Origin of the sequence: Pseudomonas peli (assembly GCF_900099645.1) — a bacterium.
GTDB classification, from domain to species: domain Bacteria; phylum Pseudomonadota; class Gammaproteobacteria; order Pseudomonadales; family Pseudomonadaceae; genus Aquipseudomonas; species Aquipseudomonas peli.
The window spans coordinates 301,881-320,773 of record NZ_FMTL01000001.1 but is presented as its reverse complement, the minus strand read 5'-3'; the positions used below and the strand labels follow the sequence as shown (position 1 = coordinate 320,773).

21 protein-coding genes and 1 pseudogene are annotated in these 18,893 nt (G+C 60.5%); 10 read left to right on the top strand and 12 right to left on the bottom strand.

Annotated elements, in window-relative coordinates:
- Nucleotides 1–19: 19 nt before the first annotated feature.
- Nucleotides 20–337: an Mpo1-like protein gene (locus BLO50_RS01660; RefSeq protein ID WP_090248210.1), complete on the bottom strand. Its 318-nt coding sequence runs from the start codon at nucleotides 335–337 to the stop codon at nucleotides 20–22.
- 152 nt (nucleotides 338–489) lie between these two features.
- On the opposite strand from BLO50_RS01660, the gene BLO50_RS01655 reads away from it, so the two are divergent.
- Nucleotides 490–1,491 carry an AraC family transcriptional regulator gene (locus tag BLO50_RS01655; protein ID WP_090248209.1) on the top strand — a complete coding sequence of 334 codons (1,002 nt, stop codon included), beginning with the start codon at nucleotides 490–492 and terminating at the stop codon, nucleotides 1,489–1,491.
- Nucleotides 1,492–1,499: 8 nt separating this feature from the next.
- Here BLO50_RS01655 and BLO50_RS01650 read toward each other — a convergent pair whose 3' ends face one another.
- Both BLO50_RS01650 and BLO50_RS01645 read right to left on the bottom strand, forming a co-directional pair.
- Entirely contained in the window at nucleotides 1,500–2,954 is a 1,455-nt protein-coding gene (locus BLO50_RS01650) for a TrkH family potassium uptake protein (RefSeq protein ID WP_090248207.1), read from the bottom strand.
- 72 nt (nucleotides 2,955–3,026) lie between these two features.
- Nucleotides 3,027–4,481 (bottom strand): TrkH family potassium uptake protein, encoded by a 1,455-nt coding sequence (locus BLO50_RS01645; RefSeq protein WP_090248206.1) that lies wholly within the window; start codon nucleotides 4,479–4,481, stop codon nucleotides 3,027–3,029.
- A gap of 154 nt (nucleotides 4,482–4,635) precedes the next feature.
- Here BLO50_RS01645 and BLO50_RS01640 point away from each other — a divergent pair, with 154 nt between their 5' ends.
- A complete protein-coding gene (locus tag BLO50_RS01640; RefSeq protein WP_090248204.1) occupies nucleotides 4,636–5,007 on the top strand; it encodes a YkgJ family cysteine cluster protein in 372 nt (123 codons plus the stop codon).
- A 74-nt stretch (nucleotides 5,008–5,081) separates the two neighbouring features.
- Nucleotides 5,082–5,648 (top strand): nitroreductase family protein, encoded by a 567-nt coding sequence (locus tag BLO50_RS01635; RefSeq protein ID WP_090248203.1) that lies wholly within the window; start codon nucleotides 5,082–5,084, stop codon nucleotides 5,646–5,648.
- Here the strand turns inward: BLO50_RS01635 and BLO50_RS01630 are convergent.
- The 5 genes from BLO50_RS01630 to BLO50_RS01610 all read right to left on the bottom strand — a co-directional run bounded on the left by BLO50_RS01630 (nucleotide 5,614) and on the right by BLO50_RS01610 (nucleotide 9,026).
- Nucleotides 5,614–6,957 carry a sensor histidine kinase gene (locus BLO50_RS01630; RefSeq protein ID WP_090248201.1) on the bottom strand — a complete coding sequence of 448 codons (1,344 nt, stop codon included), beginning with the start codon at nucleotides 6,955–6,957 and terminating at the stop codon, nucleotides 5,614–5,616. The two genes, BLO50_RS01635 and BLO50_RS01630, sit on opposite strands and share 35 nt — an antisense overlap.
- Nucleotides 6,958–7,043: 86 nt before the next feature.
- Complete coding sequence (locus tag BLO50_RS01625) at nucleotides 7,044–7,460, bottom strand: Spy/CpxP family protein refolding chaperone (RefSeq protein ID WP_090248199.1); 417 nt, start codon at nucleotides 7,458–7,460, stop codon at nucleotides 7,044–7,046.
- Between the two features lie 130 nt (nucleotides 7,461–7,590).
- Nucleotides 7,591–8,268 (bottom strand): response regulator transcription factor, encoded by a 678-nt coding sequence (locus BLO50_RS01620; protein WP_090248198.1) that lies wholly within the window; start codon nucleotides 8,266–8,268, stop codon nucleotides 7,591–7,593.
- Between the two features lie 3 nt (nucleotides 8,269–8,271).
- Nucleotides 8,272–8,673, bottom strand: coding sequence for an SH3 domain-containing protein (locus BLO50_RS01615; RefSeq protein ID WP_090248196.1), 402 nt, complete (start codon nucleotides 8,671–8,673; stop codon nucleotides 8,272–8,274).
- A gap of 53 nt (nucleotides 8,674–8,726) precedes the next feature.
- On the bottom strand, nucleotides 8,727–9,026 hold the full coding sequence (locus BLO50_RS01610) for a YciI family protein (protein WP_090248195.1): 300 nt from the start codon (nucleotides 9,024–9,026) through the stop codon (nucleotides 8,727–8,729).
- Between the two features lie 151 nt (nucleotides 9,027–9,177).
- Here BLO50_RS01610 and BLO50_RS01605 point away from each other — a divergent pair, with 151 nt between their 5' ends.
- The 7 genes and pseudogenes from BLO50_RS01605 to rluB all read left to right on the top strand — a co-directional run bounded on the left by BLO50_RS01605 (nucleotide 9,178) and on the right by rluB (nucleotide 15,143).
- Nucleotides 9,178–10,041: a PHP domain-containing protein gene (locus BLO50_RS01605; RefSeq protein ID WP_090248193.1), complete on the top strand. Its 864-nt coding sequence runs from the start codon at nucleotides 9,178–9,180 to the stop codon at nucleotides 10,039–10,041.
- 13 nt (nucleotides 10,042–10,054) lie between these two features.
- Nucleotides 10,055–10,684, top strand: coding sequence for an L-threonylcarbamoyladenylate synthase (locus BLO50_RS01600; protein WP_090251107.1), 630 nt, complete (start codon nucleotides 10,055–10,057; stop codon nucleotides 10,682–10,684).
- A gap of 44 nt (nucleotides 10,685–10,728) precedes the next feature.
- Nucleotides 10,729–11,943: a tryptophan--tRNA ligase gene (locus BLO50_RS01595; protein ID WP_090248192.1), complete on the top strand. Its 1,215-nt coding sequence runs from the start codon at nucleotides 10,729–10,731 to the stop codon at nucleotides 11,941–11,943.
- A gap of 173 nt (nucleotides 11,944–12,116) precedes the next feature.
- Nucleotides 12,117–12,815 (top strand): segregation and condensation protein A, encoded by a 699-nt coding sequence (locus tag BLO50_RS01590; protein WP_167354444.1) that lies wholly within the window; start codon nucleotides 12,117–12,119, stop codon nucleotides 12,813–12,815.
- A 2-nt stretch (nucleotides 12,816–12,817) separates the two neighbouring features.
- Nucleotides 12,818–13,594: pseudogene (scpB, locus tag BLO50_RS01585) on the top strand (SMC-Scp complex subunit ScpB); the annotation flags it as partial.
- Between the two features lie 48 nt (nucleotides 13,595–13,642).
- Complete coding sequence (locus tag BLO50_RS01580; RefSeq protein ID WP_090248187.1) at nucleotides 13,643–13,822, top strand: DUF1289 domain-containing protein; 180 nt, start codon at nucleotides 13,643–13,645, stop codon at nucleotides 13,820–13,822.
- 121 nt (nucleotides 13,823–13,943) lie between these two features.
- Nucleotides 13,944–15,143 (top strand): 23S rRNA pseudouridine(2605) synthase RluB, encoded by a 1,200-nt coding sequence (rluB, locus tag BLO50_RS01575; RefSeq protein ID WP_090248185.1) that lies wholly within the window; start codon nucleotides 13,944–13,946, stop codon nucleotides 15,141–15,143.
- 132 nt (nucleotides 15,144–15,275) lie between these two features.
- Here rluB and BLO50_RS01570 read toward each other — a convergent pair whose 3' ends face one another.
- The 4 genes from BLO50_RS01570 to ubiG form a co-directional block, all read right to left on the bottom strand.
- Nucleotides 15,276–16,202, bottom strand: coding sequence for a GGDEF domain-containing protein (locus tag BLO50_RS01570; RefSeq protein ID WP_090248184.1), 927 nt, complete (start codon nucleotides 16,200–16,202; stop codon nucleotides 15,276–15,278).
- 216 nt (nucleotides 16,203–16,418) lie between these two features.
- Nucleotides 16,419–17,159: a YciK family oxidoreductase gene (locus tag BLO50_RS01565; RefSeq protein WP_090248183.1), complete on the bottom strand. Its 741-nt coding sequence runs from the start codon at nucleotides 17,157–17,159 to the stop codon at nucleotides 16,419–16,421.
- Nucleotides 17,160–17,219: 60 nt separating this feature from the next.
- Complete coding sequence (gene mupP / locus BLO50_RS01560; RefSeq protein WP_090248181.1) at nucleotides 17,220–17,891, bottom strand: N-acetylmuramic acid 6-phosphate phosphatase MupP; 672 nt, start codon at nucleotides 17,889–17,891, stop codon at nucleotides 17,220–17,222.
- A gap of 266 nt (nucleotides 17,892–18,157) precedes the next feature.
- On the bottom strand, nucleotides 18,158–18,856 hold the full coding sequence (gene ubiG / locus BLO50_RS01555) for a bifunctional 2-polyprenyl-6-hydroxyphenol methylase/3-demethylubiquinol 3-O-methyltransferase UbiG (RefSeq protein ID WP_090248179.1): 699 nt from the start codon (nucleotides 18,854–18,856) through the stop codon (nucleotides 18,158–18,160).
- Nucleotides 18,857–18,893: the final 37 nt, after the last annotated feature.

The window sequence follows — 18,893 nt, the reverse complement described above, 5'->3', positions numbered from 1 at the left end:
GGTCGCGCGCAGTGAGTGCCTAAAACTTGATGCGTCCGGTAAAGGCATCTTTCAGCATGACCCAGTCACCCATCAGCGAGTAGAACGGGTAGTCGAAGGTGGCGGGGCGGTTTTTTTCGAAAACGAAGTGCCCGACCCAGGCGAAGCCATAGCCCAGCACCGGGATGGCCAGCAGCCACAGCCAGTGCTGAGTGACCAGCGCATAGCCCAACACGCAGAGCACCAACAGGCTGCCGACGTAATGCAGTCGGCGGCAGGTAGCATTGCTGTGTTCCTGCAGGTAATAGGGGTAAAACTCGGCGAAGCTGCTGAAGCGTTCGTGGGTTTCAGTACTCATCGGGGGCTCCTCTTATTCTTTTGAGCGTCACCCAGCTTGCAGCTGTGGCGGCTTACTAGCAGTTTAGGTCGACTGACGCGCTGGGCTACTGACATTAGGTGCCAGTTTAGTATCCTTCTGTCGCCCCCTAGATACCCTTATAAGAACAACTCATGAGCGAACGTACCACTTCATCCAGTTGGGCCTCGGGCATTGTCGCGGCACTGGAGCTTGGCGGGGTTGATTGCCGCAGCCTGTTTGCCCAGTTGGGGCTCGACTATGCAGCCCTGACCGATCCCGACGCGCGGTTTGCCCAGGATGCGATGACCCGGCTCTGGCACATGGCCGTGGAGGCCTCGGGCAATCCGGCCATTGGCCTGAATATGGCGAAGATCTTGCGACCATCGTCCTTCAATGTGGTTGGGTATGCGGTTATGAGCAGTCGCAACCTGCAGGAAGGCTTTGCCCGGCTGGTGCGTTATCAGCGGATTATTGGCGAAGGTGCCGACCTCAGCTTTCATCCCACCCCGGAAGGCTATGAAATGCTGCTGGCGATTCATGGTGACCGGCTACCGTCGGCCCGGCAGAGCGCCGAAGCCTCGCTGGCGCACTCCCTGGCGTTTTGCCGTTGGCTGACCGGCAAGCCGCTGCGCCCGCGGCGGGTGAGCTTTATCGGGCCGGCGCCGGAGGACATGGCGCCCTATGACGAAGTGTTCCAGTGTCCGCTGAAATTTAATGCCGAGCATTACGCCTTGCTGTTCGAGCGCGCTGACCTGGATGCTCCGCTGCCGTCAGCCAATGAGGCGCTGGCACAGCTGCATGACCGCTTTGCTGGCGATTACCTGGCGCGTTTTTCCGGTACACGGGTGACCCATCAGGTGCGTCAGGTGCTATGCCGCCTGCTGCCTCAGGGCGAGCCTAAGCGTGAGGCGGTGGCGCAGGCGCTGTTGCTGTCGGAGCGCACGTTGCAGCGACGCTTGCAGGATGAAGGCACCAGCTACCAGCACTTGCTCGACGATACGCGCCGTGAGTTAGCCGGCCAGTACTTGGGGCAGGCCAACCTGACCTTGCTGGAAATTTCTTATCTGCTGGGTTTCTCTGATCCGAGCAACTTCTTCCGCGCTTTCCGTCGCTGGTTTGACAGTACGCCGGGCGAGTACCGCGCACGGCTGTAACGGTGCGCTTAGTGGCGCCAGAAGGCCGGCAGCATCAGCACCAACACGGTGAGGATTTCCAGGCGGCCGAGCAGCATGCCGAAGGTCAGCAGCCATTTGGCGGTGTCCGGCAGGCTGGAGAAGTTACCCGCCGGGCCAATGATCGGGCCCATGCCCGGGCCGACGCCGGAGACGGTGCTGGCCGCGCCACTGAGTGCGGTGATCCAGTCCAGGCCGCAGAGCGTCAGGCCCAGCGCCAGCAAGGCGATGGTGATGGTGAAGAAGAACGAGAAGGTCAGAATCGAGCGGACAATGTCCTCATCCAGGTGGTGGCGGTTGTACTGCTGCTTGATCACGGCGCGTGGATGAATCAGCTGCATCAGGTTGGCCCTGAGCAGCACGTAGGCTACCTGGAAACGGAAGATCTTCAGACCGCCGGCAGTTGAGCCCGAACACCCCCCGATAAACCCCAAGTAGAAGAACAGCATGCCGGCAAAACCGCCCCATAGCGTGTAGTCACCCAGGGCAAAGCCGGTGGTGGTCATGATCGAGGTGGTGTTGAACGCCACGTGGCGAATGGCTTCGAGCCAGTGCAGCTCGGTGCTGATGTAATACCACGTGCCGAGTAGCAGCCAGGTGCTCAGCAGAATGCCGAGAAAGCCCCGCACCTGCTGGTCGCGGATCAGCGCTTTGTAATTGCCGCGCAGCATTGAGGCAAACAGCACGAACGGCACACTGCCGAGAATCATCAGCACGATGGTCACCCAGTGCACGGCGGGCTCGGTCCATTTCCCCAGGGACTGATCAGAGGTGGAAAACCCGCCGGTCGCGATGGCTGACATGGTGTGGTTGATCGCGTCGAAGACGTCCATGCCAGCGGTCCAGAGCGCCAGGCAGCCGATGAGGCTGATGCCCAGGTAGGCCGCGATCATGTATTTGGCGACCATGTGCGAGCGCGGCATGATTTTTTCGGAGCGGTCCGAGGATTCAGTCTGGAACAGGCGCATGCCGCCGATGCGCAGCATGGGCAGAATCGCCACGGCCATGGCGATAAAGCCAATCCCGCCGAGCCAGTGCAGCAGGGAGCGCCAGATCAGAATCCCCGGTGACATGCTGTCCAGTCCCGTGAGGACCGTGGCGCCGGTGGCGGTGATGCCCGACATGCTCTCGAACACAGCGTCGGTCACGTCCAGGTGTTGGGAAAACATAAACGGCAGTGCGGCGAACAGCCCCACCAGAATCCAGCTGGACACCGTCAGCAAGTACATATCGCGTGGGCGCAGCTGCACATCCTTCGGTCGGCCCTGGGCAATCATCGCGATGCCCGCCATGCATGTGATCAGGCTGGACCAGAGAAACGCATTGAGCTCATCAGGCCGCGCAAACAATACGAGGGTCAACATGGGGACTGCCATGCTGATCGCCAGGGTCAGAAGAAAGATGCCATTGATAAACGCGATGATCCGCAGGGTCGGCCAAGCCATCTAAGCGTGTTCCATTCCATGAGTAGCAGGAGTCTAGGTGATCGGGCTGGCTTTTCGCTCTGTCGATTTCACTCAATGGCGCCAGAATGCTCGCGTGACCAGAACCAGTACGGTCAAGATTTCCAGTCGACCGAGCAGCATGCCGATGGTCAATAACCACTTGGCCGCATCCGGCAAGGTCGAAAAATTACCTGCCGGGCCGATGATCGGTCCCAGTCCCGGGCCCACGTTACAGACGGCTGTCGCGGCACCAGTCAGTGCGGTTACCCAGTCCAGGCCCAGTAATGTCAGGCCAAGGGCAATCACGCCGATGGTGATGGTGAAGAAAAACGAAAAGGTGATCAGCGAGCGGACAATCTCTTCATCGAGGTTGTGATTGTTGTACTGCTGCTTGATTACTGCGCGCGGGTGCACCAGTTGCTGCAGGTTAGCTTTGAGCAGTACATAGGCCACTTGGAAGCGGAAGATTTTCAATCCGCCAGCAGTGGAGCCCGAACAGCCACCGACAAAGGTCAAGTAGAAGAACAGCAGCACGGCGAAACTGCCCCAAGTGGTGTAGTCGCCCAGGGCAAAGCCAGTGGTGGTGACTACTGAGGTGACATTCACTGCGACGATGCGAAACGCATCCAGCCAAGTGTTATCCGAGTGCAGCCACAGCCAGGTACCGAAAACCAGCCAGGTGGCCAGTAGAAAGCCGAGAAAGCCGCGTACCTGATGGTCCTTGAACAGTGCTCGGCGATTGCCGCGTAGGGTTGCCACATACAGGGTAAATGGCAGGCTGCCGAAGATCATCATGACGACTGCGACCCAGTGCACAGCGGGTTGGCTCCAGTTAGCCAGTGACAAATCCGAGGTGGAAAAACCACCGGTGGAGATCGACGCCATGGAGTGGTTGATAGCGTCAAAGGGCGTCATGCCCGCGATCCAGAACGCCAAAAAACCGAGCAAGGTGAGGCCGCTGTAGATCAGCAGAATATATTTGGCCGCCATATGTGAGCGTGGCATGACCTTCTCGCCCCAGTCGGAGGATTCGGTCTGGAACAGGCGCATGCCGCCGACCCGCAGCAGCGGCAGAATTGCTACCGCCATGCCGATAAAGCCGATGCCACCCAGCCAGTGCAGCATCGAACGCCAGATCAGCAGGCCCGGTGATGCCTTATCCAATCCAACCAAAATGGTTGAGCCGGTGGTGGTAACGCCGGACATGGTCTCAAAGAAGGCATCGGTGTAGCTGATGTGCTGAATCAGCACCATCGGTAGGGCGGCGAAGATGCACACCACCAGCCAGCTACCGGTGGTTAGCAGGTACATGTCGCGCGGGCGCAGATGCGCTTCTTTCGGTCGCCCAGGGAGGACCATGGCAATGCCAGCCACTGCGGTTACCAGGCTGGACCAGAGAAAGGCGTTGAGGTCGTCGGTGCGTGAATAGAGCAGCAGCGTCAACATGGGGATCAGCATGCTGACGGCCAGAGTGATCAGGAAGATGCCGAGAATAAAAGCAATGATGCGCAGTGTCGGCAATGACATGGAGTCGGCTCGGGCTCTGTAGGGCAAAGGGGCGTCATTCTACGCGCGCTGTAGCCGCTGTACAGCAGTCGTAATGGGTGCTTTACAAGCGCTTGGCGCTGCATAGAATAGCCACCAGGTGCCGGCCCTTGCCGGTTTCTGAGCCCGCCAAATCATGTCCGATAGTAATCCTTGTCTTAGCTGTGGCGCCTGCTGCGCGCATTTTCGTGTGTCTTTTTTCTGGGGGGAGTGCCAATCGGCCGGTGGTTTGATGCCGGACGATCAGGTTGTGCTGATCACCCCGCACCGTGTTGCCATGCGTGGCACGGAAAGCAAACCCACGCGTTGTAACGCCCTGCTGGGGGACGTTGGCCAGGGGGTGCGCTGTACGCTTTATGAGCAGCGCTCCAGCACCTGCCGCGAATTTGAGGCCTCCTGGGCCAATGGCGAGCACAATCCGCATTGCGATGCGGCGCGCAGTGCGCACGGCTTGCCGCCGTTAATGCCGCCGGTGTTGCCGAGCGTTTCTCCCGAGCGGGTAGCCTGAGAATCTGTGCGGATTGCCCCTCAGCTGCGCGCAGGCACTAGAATGGCCAACTGTTTCAATTGCCGAGGTGGCTGATGGACGCTCTTGATGCGTTGCTAAACCGTGTTTCTGCGCCGCGCCTGATGGCGCCGGCCCCCGATGGTGCTCAGCGTGAGCTGCTGTTTCGTGCCGCCTTGCGCGCGCCCGATCACGGCCAGCTCAAACCCTGGCGCTTCCTTACAGTGGAAGGCGAAGCGCTTGTGCAACTGGGTGAGCTGTTTGCCCGTGCATTACCTGCTGATGCCAGCCCTGAAGCCTTGACCAAAGCGCGTGCCATGCCACTGCGTGCGCCGTTGCTGGTGGTGGTGATTGCCCGCGTACAAGCCAGCCCTAAAGTCCCAGAGCAGGAACAAGTGCTGGCCGCCGGCTGCGCTGCCCACGGGATTCTGCTGGCTGCCCATGCGCAAGGTATTGGTGCGGTCTGGCGCACCGGTGATATGGCCTACAACCCGCAGGTCGCTGCTGGCCTGGGTCTGAACGCGGATGAGCAGGTTATTGCCTACCTCTACCTGGGTACGCCGGAGCGCGAGTTGCGTGCGGTGCCGCAGGTTCAGGTAGATGATTTTGTCACGGCCTGGTCGGCGCCTGATTCAGCAGAGTAAGCGGTAGGCGCAGGGTGGCGATAAAGCCGCCTTGCGCATGATTACTCAGCTCCAGTTGCCCGCCATGCCGCTCCGCCGCGCGGCGCGCGATGGCAAGCCCGAGGCCATGACCACTGCTGGTCTGGCCGGGCGCGCGGAAGAAGGGTTCGCCAAGTCGCGTCAGCAGTTCAGGCGCAACGCCGGGGCCGTGGTCACGTACGCTCAGGCATAGTTGCTCGGCGTTTCGGCTTGCCGTCAGTTCAATAGTTTGGCCAACCGGGTTAAAGCGCATGGCATTGCGCAGCAGGTTATCCAGCGCGCGTTGCAGCATGTCCGGCCAGCCGTTGAGCTGCAGGTCGCTTTCCAGCTGAATCTCGATTGTTTGCTCGGGCGCATCCAGGCGCGCATCGTCCTGCAGTTTGTGCAGCAGCTCACCCAGGTTGATTGGCTGCGCTGCGCCGGGTTCGGCGTCGAGGCGGGCGAGGGCGAGAATTTCACTGATCAGCGCTTCCAGGCGGTCGCACTCCTGGCTCAGGCGCGGCCAGTATTTCTCTCGTTCTTGGGCTTCTGCCCGCTCGGTCAGTGCCAGGGCGATGCGCAGACGCGCCAATGGTGAGCGCAGCTCATGGGACACGTCGCGCAGCAACTGGCGCTGACTGCTGATCAGGCCCTGCACGCGCTCACCCATACGGTTGAAGTCGGCCGCCAGTACGCCGAGCTCATCACGCCGTTCGGCCAATTTGGCCAGGCTGTTCTGCTGATAGGCGGTTTGCCCCAGATCATGCACGGCGCCGCGCAGGCGATTCAGCGGACGGGTGATGGAGAGCGTCAGCCAGAGGCTGAAGAGGGTCAGCACCAACATGGCGATGCCCAGCGCACTCAGCGGCCAGAGCAGGCTGTCGCGCTGCCAGGCGGCAACTTCTGGAATCGGGATGCGGTAAATAAACAGGTAGGTTTCGCCGCTGTGTGGGCTGGTGTAATCGACACTCAAGCGGCGCCAGGGCAGGCGCTTTTCATTGCGGTGACGGGCTTCAAAAGCCGCCGCACGCGGCGGGAAGGTGCCTTGAACGACCGGCTGGCCGCTGTCATCGAGGACCTGCACATCGATGCGGAACTTGCGTTTGCGTTGTTCGAGCAAATTTTGGGCTGCGCGCGGGCCTTTCTTTTCGTAGCGTTGCGTCCACGTCTCGGCGAGGTCATCCATGCCGGGGTGCTGGCTGAGCAGCCAGGCATCCTGATTGAGCATGCGCCCAAGCAACATGGACAGCCCGGCAACCAAGGCAATGGCCAGCCAGAAGCTGGCAAAAATGCGCCAGAACAGTGACCGCACGGTAGCTCCTTAGTGATGCAGTAGTAGAAATGCTAACGCCCACCCGGCTGGAAAGTCGGGTGGGCGTAGCGGCAACAATGCCTGGATCAGTTCTTTTTCGCTTGGTCTGCCTGCCAAGCCTTGAATGCCTGGTGCTCGGCGCGGCGCTCTTCCATCTTTTTCTGGTGTTCGTCGAAGGCTTTTTGCTGCTCAGGTTTGAGCAGGGCACGGATGGCGCTGTGCTGTTTGTCCTTGGCGGCCTGCAACTCGTCCTGCATGGCTTTCTGTTCAGCGGCGGTCAGCTTGTCCAGGTAGCGCTGGGTGATCTCATGGCGACCTTGCATCTGCTCGCCCATCAGCTTACGGATTTCGCGGTGTTGCTCTTTGCTCAGGTCGAGCTCTTTAAACATCCGGGAGCCATGTTCCCCATGATGGCCGCCGTGCCGTGGACCGTCTTCAGGCATGGCCATGGCCAGGGTTGGGAGCGTCAGGGCGAGCAGTACTGCGGTCAGGGTTTTACGCATGGTGTGTCTCCTTGTCTGAAACCGGTAAACACCGGATGAGCCCAGTCTAGGGCGGTCAAGGTCAAGGGCGGTCAGGGCAAGGTAAAGCTTAGGTAAAGAGCGCGGCGCAGCTGAATTACACAACCACGGCTCAGACGCTGTAGTAGTAACCGCGGCTACGCAGCGCCAAAATTCGCTGGCGGCCGTCGGCATGCGGGCCGAGTTTTTTGCGCAGGTTACTGACGTGCATATCCAGGCTGCGGTCATACAGGGTCAGTTTGCGGCCAAGGGCCAGTTGCGCCAGTTCCTGTTTATCCACCGGTTCGCCCGGATGTTGCAGCAAGGCTTCGAGGATGCGGCTTTCCGAGAGCGTCAGCAGCACTTCTTGTTCGCCCAGGGTCACGGTGCCGCGGGCCTGACTGTAATGCAGGTCACCCAGGTCGAGTAGGCTGCTGGGTGTGGCCGGCAGGCTGCGGCGTAACACTGCGCGCAGGCGCGCGGTGAGTTCGCGGGGGTCGCAGGGTTTAGCCAGATAATCGTCCGCGCCCAACTCCAGACCGAGAATCCGGTCCAGCGGTTCGCCGCGCGCCGAGAGCATCAGTACCGGCAGCTCCGGATGGTCGCTGCGTAACTGCTTGAGCAGCTCCAGGCCGCTGCCATCGGGCAGCATCACATCCAGCACCACGGCATCCGGGCTGTGTTTGGCGAGGGCGTTGCGCGCGCTGTAGCCATCATGGCAAGCACTGACCTGAAAGCCTTCCTGGGTCAGCCAGCTGGTCAGCAGTTCGCAGAGTTCGACGTCGTCGTCGATTAACAGCAGATCACTCATGGGTCAGTTAAGCCACTCGCTGCGTGAGCGACGGCCACGGCGTAGCAGGGCGCCGATGATCACCCCGAGTAGGCCGGCCCCGGCGCCCGTGGCAAACCACATCTGCTGTTCACTGATCAGCGGTTGTGGGGCGCTAGCGATGGCTTTTTTCAGCTGCAGCTTGAGGCGCTGGTTTTCCTGGCGCAGGCGCTGCAGCTGCACGGTGTCACGTTCGTTGCTGCTGGTCTGCAGTTCAGTCGCGAGGGCTTCGCGTTGTTCTTCGCTGAGCGCCAGTCGCTGCTCCAGTTCATCAATCTGCGTCTGCGCTGAAGTGGCTTCTGCCAATGGCAGCGGAGGGCTTTCCTCGGCCTGAGTGACGGCTGGCAAGCACAGGGTCAAGAGCAGAAACAGCGGGCCTGGACGCATCGGAACTCCTATCTTTGTAATTGTTGTTATGGGTTATTCAGCGGGAGATTGGCTCAAGGCAAGACCAATTTGAAGGGTTTTACCAGCACCGAGGCGTACACCCCAGCGGCGCGGTAAGGGTCGGCCTCAGCCCATTGTTGCGCGGCTAGCAGCGAGTCGAACTCTGCGACGATCAAGCTGCCGGAAAACCCCGCTGGACCTGGATCATTGCTGTCGACGGCCGGGTGCGGTCCGGCGAGGATCAGGCGCCCCTCGTTTTTCAGCTGCTCCAGGCACGCAAGGTGCGCCGGACGGGCATTCAAGCGGTTTTCCAGGGAGTTCTGCACATCGGTGGCAATGATCGCGTAGAGCATTTCAATCCTTAATAAGGTCGTCGGCGCAGGCCGCTGCTTGGGGAGAAAAGCAGCCCGGTCAGGCAAAGTCGAGGAAATATTGGTGCAAGCCAGCAAGAATCCGCATCTGGCGGCATAATATCAAACATAAATGACTCGGAAAGCGCCCCCTATGGATGTTGATTTGCATTGCCACAGCACCGCTTCAGATGGCGCACTCGCGCCCGCTGCGGTGGTGGCGCGGGCGTTTGAGCGCGGTGTGCGTGTGCTGGCGTTGACCGATCACGACACCCTTGATGGCCTCGATGAAGCGGGCGCGGCGGCCCAGGCATTGGGCATGCAGTTGATCAACGGTATCGAGCTGTCCTGCACCTGGGGCGGTGCGACCATTCATGTGCTGGGCTACGCCTTTAATCGTGATGCGCCGGCGTTACAGCAGGCAATTGCCGAATTGCACGATGGGCGCTGGCTGCGCGCTGCGGAAATCAGTAAGCGTCTGGAAGCCAAAGGTATGCCGGGCGCACTGGAAGGCGCGCGTGCTCTGCAGCAGGAGTTGGGCGACAGTAGTAATGCTCCTGCACGCCCGCATTTTGCCGACTTTCTGGTGCGCAGCGGGTACGTCAAGGACCGTGCTGAAGCGTTCCGCAAGTGGTTGGGTTCAGGCAAGTTGGGGGATGTGAAACAGCATTGGCCGGAGCTGGCGCAAACTGTGGATACGTTACGCCGTGCAGGTGCCTGGGTTAGCCTGGCGCATCCCTGGCAGTACGACTTTACTCGCAGTAAACGGCGTAAGTTAATTGCCGATTTTGTCGGCGCGGGTGGGCATTCATTGGAAGTGGTCAATGGCATGCAGCCTGCTGATCAGGTGGGCAGTCTAGCGATTCTGGCGAGGGAGTTCGGCATGTTCGTCACCGCTGGCAGTGATTTCCATGCGCCTGGCCAGTGGTCTGAACTGGGCGTTTACCGCCCGGTGCCCGAGGATCTACCGCCCTTATGGGCACGGTTCCAACATGTCCAGCAGCCTACTGCACTTTGACCCGGGGCCTAGCGTGAGCCAATTCTTCCAGATTCATCCGGAAAACCCGCAAGCACGGTTGATCAAACAGGCCGTGGAAATCATCCGCAATGGCGGTGTGGTGGTCTATCCGACCGACTCTTCCTATGCCGTCGGCTGCCATATTGGTGACAAGAACGCGGTGGAGCGTATTCGCCGCCTGCGCCAACTGGATGACAAACACAACTTCACCCTGGTATGCCGCGATCTGTCGCAGCTCAGTACCTTTGCCAAGGTCGATACCGCCGCCTTCCGCTTGCTCAAGAGCCATACCCCGGGGCCTTACACCTTTATTCTCAATGCCACCCGTGAAGTCCCGCGCATGCTGCTGCATGCCAAACGCCGCACCATTGGCCTGCGTGTGCCCAATCATCCGATTGCCATGGCCTTGCTGGCCGAACTGGATGAGGCATTGATGAGCGTGACCTTGATTTTGCCGGGCGAAACGCTGCCGATGAGTGATCCTTACGAAATGCGTCAGATGCTTGAGCATCAGGTCGATCTGATCATCGATGGCGGCTTCGGCGGCCTGGAAGCCTCCACTGTGGTCAGCTTGCTCAACGATGAGCCCGAGGTGTTTCGAGTAGGGTGCGGTGATCCGTCGCCTTTTACGAATGGCAACTGATCCTGGCTATAATCGGGTTCCTTTGAGTTTTCAGGTAATCCGTTTTGAGTCTTGTTGACGCTGAACGCCGCGTGCTGTCTGGCATGCGCCCAAGTGGCTCGCTGCACTTGGGGCACTACCAAGGTGTGCTGAAGAACTGGGTGAAGCTGCAACACACCTATGAATGCTTCTTCTGCATCGTTGACCTGCACGCCCTGACCACTGATTACGACGATGTCGGCCCACTGTCGCAGCGCGTCATGGACATGGCGGTGGACTGGTTGGCAGCCGGCGTGAGCCCCAGCTCAGCGACGCTGTTTATCCAGTCGCAAGTCCCTGAACACGCCGAATTACACCTGCTACTGTCGATGATTTGCCCGCTCAGTTGGCTGGAGCGCGTGCCCTCTTATAAAGAACAGCAGGAGCAGCTGCACGGCAAGGACCTGAGCACCTTCGGCTTTCTCGGTTACCCCTTGCTGCAGGCGGCTGACATTTTGCTGTACCGCGCAGGCGTGGTGCCGGTCGGCAGCGATCAGCTGGCGCATATCGAGTTTGCCCGGGATGTGGCGCGGCGCTTCAACCATCTGTATGGCCGCGAGCCAGGTTTTGAGGAAAAAGCCGAGGCGGCCATCATCAAACTGGGCAAAAAAACCGCGACGCTCTACAACAACCTGCGCAGGGCTTATCAGGAACAGGGCGACGCTGAGGCGCTGGAAACCGCGCGAGCGCTGCTCAAGGATCAGCAGAGCATCACCCTGGGCGATAAAGAGCGCCTTTACGGCTACCTGGAAGGTGGCGGCAAGATTCTCCTGATCGAACCGCAGGCCATGCTGGGCGATTCGCCCAAGCTGCTTGGGCTTGATGGCGGCAAGATGTCCAAATCCAATAACAATGCGATTTTCCTGCGTGACAGCGGTTCGGCGATCGAGGAGAAGATCCGCCGCATGCCGACTGATCCGGCGCGGGTGCATCGTGATGATCCGGGTAGCCCGGCGAATTGCCCGGTGTGGTCGCTGCATCAGCTGTATTCCAGCAATGAAACCTGCGACTGGGCACAGCAAGGCTGTCGCAGCGCCGGCATCGGCTGCCTGGAGTGCAAGGCACCCTTGGTCGAAGCGCTGCAGCAGGAACTGCAACCTCTGCAGGCGCGTGCTGCGGATTATCAGGACAACCCTGATCTGGTCCGGCAGATTCTCGCCGATGGCGCCGAGCGCGCGCGCTCTGAAGCGCGCGAAACCCTCACTGAAGTGCGCCTGGCCCTTGGCCTGAATTACCGCTGAACCTGCCGCTGTATCTACCTTCGAGAATGACCATGTCCAGCGTGCCAGCCCAGGAACATCCCGAGAGCCATCCCCACGATCAGGCCAATGCGCAGCAGGAGCTGCCATTTGCCCTGGTGTATGGCCAGGCGGTCACTGAAATGCCGCTCGATCTGTACATCCCGCCGGATGCGCTGGAAGTGTTTCTCGAAGCCTTCGAAGGGCCGCTGGACCTGCTGCTTTACCTGATCCGCAAGCAGAACATCGACGTACTGGATATCCCGGTGGCGGAAATCACCCGCCAGTACATGGGCTACGTTGAGTTGATGCAGTCGGTGCGCTTGGAGCTGGCTGCCGAGTACCTGGTGATGGCGGCCATGCTCGCCGAGATCAAGTCACGCATGCTGTTGCCGCGCTCCAGTGAGGCGGAAGCCGAGGAAGACGACCCGCGCGCCGAGCTGATCCGCCGTCTGCAGGAATACGAGCGTTACAAGGCCGCCGCGGAAGGTATCGACTGCCTTAGCCGGGTTGGCCGTGACGTTACCGTGCCGCGTCTGGACGCGCCCGAAGCGCGGGCGCGCAAGCTGCTGCCGGATGTCAGCCTGGAAGAGGTGCTGCTGTCGATGGCTGAGGTGCTGCGCCGCGCCGATATGTTTGAAAGCCACCAGGTCACCCGTGAAGCGCTGTCGACCCGTGAGCGCATGAGCGAAGTGCTTGAGCGTCTCAAAGGCGGCGCGTTTGTGCCGTTTGTCAGCCTTTTTAGTGCTGAAGAGGGCAAGCTCGGGGTGGTGGTGACCTTTATGGCGGTGCTCGAGTTGATCAAGGAATCCCTGGTTGAACTGGTACAAAATGAGGCTTTCGGGCCAATCCATGTGCGTGCGCGGGCTGAATAAGCATGAACCTTAATGAACCTCGCGAGCTGGCCAGCCTGCTCGAAGCCTTTCTGCTGGCCTCCGGCAAACCGCAATCACTGGAGCGCCTGTTCGAGCTTTTTGAAGAAGCCGAGCGGCCTGAGCCGGCAGTATTCAAAAAGGCGCTGGCACACTTGGGCAAGTCCTGCGAAGGGCGCGCTTTCGAGCTTATCGAAGTGGCGTCCGGATACCGTCTGCAAGTGCGCGAGAAGTTTGCGCCTTGGGTGGGGCGCCTATGGGAAGAGCGTCCGCAGCGTTATTCGCGCGCCATGCTGGAAACCCTGGCGCTGATTGCTTATCGCCAGCCGATTACCCGTGGCGAGATCGAAGATGTGCGCGGTGTGGCGGTGAACAGCCATATCGTCAAAACCCTGCTGGAGCGCGAGTGGATTCGTGTGGTGGGTTACCGCGATGTGCCGGGCAAACCGGCGATGTTCGCCACTACCAAGGCCTTTCTCGATCACTTCAACCTAAAAAGCCTCGACGAGTTACCGCCCCTAGCCGCCCTGCGCGAGCTGGAACCGGAGCCGGTGCTGGCTTTTGAGGATGATCTGGAGGCGCCACAAAGCCTGCAGGCGCGTGCCGACCTGGCCCTGGCCGATGAGCCCGCGGTGGAAGCGAGCGAAGAAACCAGCTTCAGCAGCCTGCTGGCTGAACTCGACTCGATGGAGCAGGGTCTGAAGACCGACTTCGATGATTTACCCGAACAGGACGATGAGCTTGACGATGCCGAAGAGCCTCACGAAACCCTGGATAAAGAGCAGCTGCCTGACTGAAGTGCTGGTGGCACCAATGAAGGCGTTCGCGCGGTGAAAGACCCCTGCATCAAGCTGTGCAAGTTCGAGCGCGATATCTGCCTGGGTTGCGGGCGCAGCAAGGCTGAGATCAAAGGTTGGAAGAAGCTCGACAAGCCTGCCCGACGTGCCGTTCTGGCCGAAGCGGATATGCGCTTGCTGAGTTTGGCGACCATCGGTCGACGCAAAGGCTGACGTCCACCGATCAGGCGACTAGCCTCAACCCGTGCGTAAGCGCCGCGTTTCGCGTATGCTCCGCGACCCTTCGACGACTCGAGTCGTCCAATCACTAAAGAAAACACCGGGAGGTGCCCAGATGAGTGAAGAAATCGAAGAATACAGCCCCGCAGGCGAAAAACTGCAGAAAGTCATGGCGCGTATGGGCCTGGCTTCGCGCCGTGAAATCGAAGCCTGGATTACCGCTGGCCGCGTCAAGGTCAACGGCGCAGTCGCCAGCCTCGGCGTACGTGTCGACCTGCACGATGCGATTGCTGTCGATGGCAAGGTGATCCGCCGCGAAGAAGCTGCCGAAAACGTTCGTCGCGTCATCATCTACAACAAGCCTGAGGGCGAGATCTGCACCCGTGACGACCCAGAAGGCCGTCCGACCGTGTTTGACCGTCTGCCACGGCCGAAAGATGGCCGCTGGATCAATATCGGTCGCCTCGACATCAACACCACCGGTTTGCTGATGTTCACCACCGACGGTGAGCTGGCCAACCGCCTGATGCACCCTTCTTTCCAGATGGACCGCGAGTACGCCGTGCGCGTGCGTGGCGAAGTCGATGAAGAGATGATTGAGCGCCTGAAAGCCGGCGTGATGCTGGAAGATGGCCCGGCCAAGTTCACCGACATCAAGGTCGCACCGGGCGGTGTTGGCTTCAACCACTGGTATCACTGCGTGGTGATGGAAGGCCGTAACCGCGAAGTGCGCCGTTTGTGGGAATCCCAGGGTCTGGTGGTCAGTCGTTTGAAGCGCGTGCGTTTCGGTCCGGTGTTTATCACCTCGGACCTGACCATGGGTCGCTGGCGCGAAATGAGTCAGCGCGAAGTGGATATCCTCAGCGAGGAAGTCGGCCTCAAGCCGGTCGCCTTGCCGGATATGAAGGAAAAAGCCCGCGACAAGATCGACCGTCTGCAGCGTAAATCGGCCAAGCCGGTGGGTCGTGCCGCCCGTCCAGAGCGGACTTTACGCCCGGCCCATGGCGGCGGCCCGGCAGCGGCTGGTGATCAGGGCCGTTCGCGTCCTGCCCGTGGTGAAGGTGATGAGCGTGGCGAGCGTCCAGTACGCACCCCGCGTGCGCCGCGTGCGGATCAGAGCAAGGGGACGCCGGTTGCTGAGCGTCCGAGCGATGTCAACAAGAAGCGCCCGGCCAAGCCGGGTGCGCAACGTCCAGGTGTTGAGTTGACTGATCGCCCTTCGCGTAAGCCAGCGGGTGCGCCAGTCAAGCGCCGCAGCCAGCCAACCCGCGACGGTCAGCGTCCAGGCTTTGGTCGCGGTCCTAAGCCGGAGTAATCCATTACGGTGGATGTAAAAAGGCGACCCTCGGGTCGCCTTTTTTATGTCCTGCCATTCATGGCTGCCAACCCTGCGGGTCGTGTCTGCGCGACATTAAAAATGTTTCGCAGCCATTGTGTGTCGGCGGTTTTATCCAGCCATTGATAGGCGATTGCGGCCATCACGCTTGGATACGTACAGCGCGTTATCCGCACGGCGCAGCAGGCTTTCCATGGATTCGCCCGGCAGCAAAGTGGCGCAGCCGAGGCTGACCGACAGCTCGATGGCACGGTTTTCCACCAGGTACTGGATGCCGAGAACGGCCATACGCAGGCGCTCGCCAACCATGGACGCGGCTTCACGGTTGGTGTTGGAGAGCAGCACCATGAATTCTTCGCCGCCGAAGCGGAACACCATGTCGACATTGCGCAGGCTTTCTTTCAGCGCGCTGGCGACGGCTTTGAGCGCCTGGTCGCCGATCAGGTGACCGTGGGTGTCGTTGATGCGTTTGAAGTGGTCGATGTCGACCATCAGCACGGACAGTGGCTGCAGGGTGCGTCGGGCGATGTCGACTTCGCGCTTGAGTGTTTGCTGCATGGCGATACGGTTGCCGGTTTCGGTCAACGGATCACGCAATGCACTTTGCACGGCTGCGCGGTAGAGCAGGGCGTTGCGCAGCGGGAACAGCAGGCTGGCGAGCAGCGATTCGAGTTGGCCCAACTCATCTTCACTGAAGCGCACGTTGCGGCGGAAGGTCAGTTCACCGAGGAATTCGCCGTCGTGATTCAACCGATAGCCAGCCGAATGGTTCGCGCGCTCGCCCAGCTCCAGGCGCAGGTCGCAGGAGGCCAGCTGGTAGCTCAGGGAGCTGAGCGGCACCAGGCGCTGCACTTCGCTGTAGAACAGCTCAAGAATGCGTTCGGCTTCGAGTGAGGTCTGCAGGCGCAGGCTCAGCTGTTGGCGCAACTGTGCCAGGCTGACTGGTTTCAGGCTTTTCTGCAGGCGGCCGGCATAGCCGAGGCGCTGTAGTTTGGCAGCGTCGAAATCAATGGTGTTGGACTGGTTGTGCGGGGCCATGAAGCTCTACCTCTAGCGCAGTACGCGGCGATAGTTGGGCTAGAGCGAATTCCGTGCCAATTTTAAAATAACTTTAAAAGTGCTTTTAATTCATTGGCTTAGCGATTAATTAGGCGGGCGTGCGGCAAGGATTTGCCGGTTAACTGGCGGGACTGCTGGCAATCTGATGCCAGTGGGTCGGGCTGCCGCCGGAAAACCGGCGGTAGCCGTCACGGTTTATTGCGCGTCAAATGCTTGGCCATTAACGCCTGTACTGTCCGGTCCCATCAAGTACAGGTAAACCGGCATGATGGCTTCAGGCAGTGGATTGTTCTGTGGGTTCTCTCCGGGGTAGGCCTGGGCGCGCATATCGGTGCGTGTTGCACCTGGGTTGACGCTGTTGGCGCGCACGTTGGCAATGCCGTCGACTTCATCGGCCAGCACCTGCATCAGGCCTTCGGTGGCGAACTTGGATACTGCGTAGGCCCCCCAGTAAGCACGACCTTTGCGCCCGACACTGCTCGAAGTGAATACCACCGAGGCGTCTGCCGACAACTTGAGCAGCGGCAGCAGGGTGCTGGTGAGCATAAACATGGCGTTGACGTTGACCTGCATCACGCGCATGAAGTTGTCGCCGGACAGCTGTTCCAGCGGCGTGCGCGGGCCAATGATAGAGGCGTTGTGCAGCACGCCGTCGAGTTTGCCGAATTCGGCTTCGATCATCGCTGCCAGTTCGTCGTACTGATGCGGCAGGGCGGTTTCCAGGTTGAACGGGATCACTGCCGCTTGCGGGTGGCCTGCGGCTTCGATGGCGTCATAGACGCGGCTGAGGTTGTCTTCGGTCTTGCCCAGCAGCAGCACCGTTGCGCCGTGGGCGGCGAAGGTCTTGGCGGCGGTTGCACCAATGCCACGGCCAGCACCGGTCACCAGAATCACGCGGCCCTTGAGCAGGTCGGGGCGGGCGGAATAGTCATGCATGGGTAAAGCCTCATTAATTCAAAAGCGGGTGGCACGTGATGCGCGTCCGGTAAACCGTCTTCAACAGCTACACAGGGCTTGTTCGAGCACGGTGCGAAGTTCCAGTGGGTGGTCCACCACCGCGTCGGCGCCCCAGTTACGTGGGTTGTCCTGCGGGTGGATATAGCCGTAGGTGACAGCGGCGGTCTTGCAGCCTGCCGCGCGACCGGCTTCGATGTCGCGCTCGTCGTCACCCACAAACAGGGTGGCGGCAGGTTCTACGCCCATCTTTGCGCAGGCCAGTAGGATCATCTCGGGGTCGGGCTTGCTGCGGCTGACGTGATCTGGGCAGACCAGTACCGCCGAGCGCTGCGCCAGGCCGAGTTGCTGCATGATCGGTTCGGCGTAGCGCGCCGGCTTGTTGGTTGCCACGCCCCAGATCAGCTTGGCCTGTTCGATGTCATTGAGCAGCTCATCCATGCCGTCAAACGGCCGCGTCAGTACCGCGCAATGCGCCTGATAGCGGTCGAGAAACTCCAGGCGCAGGACTTCGAAGCCTTCTGCCTCGGGGTCCATGGCGAAGTTGGCAGCGACCATGGCGCGCGCGCCACCGGACACCTGGTCACGGATCAGCTTGTCCGCAATCGGTGGCAGGCCGCGTTCGGCACGCATGGCCTGGCTGATGGCGATAAAGTCCGGCGCACTGTCGAGGAGGGTGCCGTCCATATCGAATAAAACCGCGCGCAAGCGCATTGGGCGTGTCATTGGTTATTTCCCTTGCAGCGCCGGAGTATGTTTTGGCGCGAGGTCAGGCACGAGCCGTGAAGTTTGGTTATTCCAAATGAGTGGCGAGAAACGCAGCATCGCGTCAAAACAGACCCGGCCCTACGGGTTGCGCCAGAAAGCCGGCCATGCGTTGTTGCTGTCCTTGGCAATGGAACAACCATTGTCTGCGGCCAGCGTCTAGCCTGGCCGGCTTTCTGGCAGCAACGCTGCAGGGAAATAACGGATGGCACGCCCTACGCCTCCTTGAGGGTCTGGATCATGTAGTTGACGTCGACATCGGCTTCCAGCTTGTAGCGTTTGCTCAGCGGGTTGTAGGTCAGGCCGATGATGTCCTTGACCTCAAGACCCGCTTCGCGGCTCCAGGCGCCGAGCTCGGACGGACGGATAAATTTCTTGAAGTCATGGGTGCCGCGCGGCAGCAGGCGCATCACGTACTCCGCACCGATGATGGCGAACAGGTAGGCCTTGGGGTTACGGTTGATGGTGGAGAAGAACACCTGGCCGCCAGGCTTGACCATGCGGTAGCAGGCGCGGATCACCGACGCCGGGTCGGGTACGTGCTCAAGCATTTCCAGGCAGGTGACCACGTCGAACTGTTCTGGCATTTCTTCAGCCAGGGCTTCAGCAGTGATCTGCCGGTATTCGACGCTGACGCCGGACTCCAGCTGGTGCAGCTGGGCTACTGCCAGCGGTGCTTCGCCCATGTCGATGCCGGTGACGCTGGCGCCGCGCTGGGCCATGGATTCGCTGAGAATGCCACCGCCGCAGCCAACGTCGAGCACTTTCTTGCCGGCCAGGCCGACGCGTTCGTCGATCCAGTTGACGCGCAGCGGGTTGATGTCATGCAGCGGTTTGAATTCGCTTTCACGGTCCCACCAGCGGTGGGCAAGGGCTTCAAATTTGGCGATTTCGGCGCGGTCGACGTTGCTCATATAAATCCCTGAATCAGGCGGCGGCGGGAGACTCATG

What these genes read in the sequence shown, in the direction of transcription:
- BLO50_RS01645 (WP_090248206.1), bottom strand. Translation starts at nt 4,481, where the DNA reads ATGTCATTGCCGACACTGCGCATCATTGCTTTTATTCTCGGCATCTTC.
- BLO50_RS01625 (WP_090248199.1), bottom strand. Translation starts at nt 7,460, where the DNA reads ATGCGTAAAACCCTGACCGCAGTACTGCTCGCCCTGACGCTCCCAACC.
- BLO50_RS01650 (WP_090248207.1), bottom strand. Translation starts at nt 2,954, where the DNA reads ATGGCTTGGCCGACCCTGCGGATCATCGCGTTTATCAATGGCATCTTT.
- BLO50_RS01610 (WP_090248195.1), bottom strand. Translation starts at nt 9,026, where the DNA reads ATGCTCTACGCGATCATTGCCACCGATGTGCAGAACTCCCTGGAAAAC.
- BLO50_RS01615 (WP_090248196.1), bottom strand. Translation starts at nt 8,673, where the DNA reads ATGCGTCCAGGCCCGCTGTTTCTGCTCTTGACCCTGTGCTTGCCAGCC.
- BLO50_RS01605 (WP_090248193.1), top strand. Translation starts at nt 9,178, where the DNA reads ATGGATGTTGATTTGCATTGCCACAGCACCGCTTCAGATGGCGCACTC.
- BLO50_RS01660 (WP_090248210.1), bottom strand. Translation starts at nt 337, where the DNA reads ATGAGTACTGAAACCCACGAACGCTTCAGCAGCTTCGCCGAGTTTTAC.
- rluB (WP_090248185.1), top strand. Translation starts at nt 13,944, where the DNA reads ATGAGTGAAGAAATCGAAGAATACAGCCCCGCAGGCGAAAAACTGCAG.
- ubiG (WP_090248179.1), bottom strand. Translation starts at nt 18,856, where the DNA reads ATGAGCAACGTCGACCGCGCCGAAATCGCCAAATTTGAAGCCCTTGCC.
- mupP (WP_090248181.1), bottom strand. Translation starts at nt 17,891, where the DNA reads ATGCGCTTGCGCGCGGTTTTATTCGATATGGACGGCACCCTCCTCGAC.
- BLO50_RS01635 (WP_090248203.1), top strand. Translation starts at nt 5,082, where the DNA reads ATGGACGCTCTTGATGCGTTGCTAAACCGTGTTTCTGCGCCGCGCCTG.
- BLO50_RS01640 (WP_090248204.1), top strand. Translation starts at nt 4,636, where the DNA reads ATGTCCGATAGTAATCCTTGTCTTAGCTGTGGCGCCTGCTGCGCGCAT.
- BLO50_RS01570 (WP_090248184.1), bottom strand. Translation starts at nt 16,202, where the DNA reads ATGGCCCCGCACAACCAGTCCAACACCATTGATTTCGACGCTGCCAAA.
- BLO50_RS01620 (WP_090248198.1), bottom strand. Translation starts at nt 8,268, where the DNA reads ATGAGTGATCTGCTGTTAATCGACGACGACGTCGAACTCTGCGAACTG.
- BLO50_RS01565 (WP_090248183.1), bottom strand. Translation starts at nt 17,159, where the DNA reads ATGCATGACTATTCCGCCCGCCCCGACCTGCTCAAGGGCCGCGTGATT.
- BLO50_RS01655 (WP_090248209.1), top strand. Translation starts at nt 490, where the DNA reads ATGAGCGAACGTACCACTTCATCCAGTTGGGCCTCGGGCATTGTCGCG.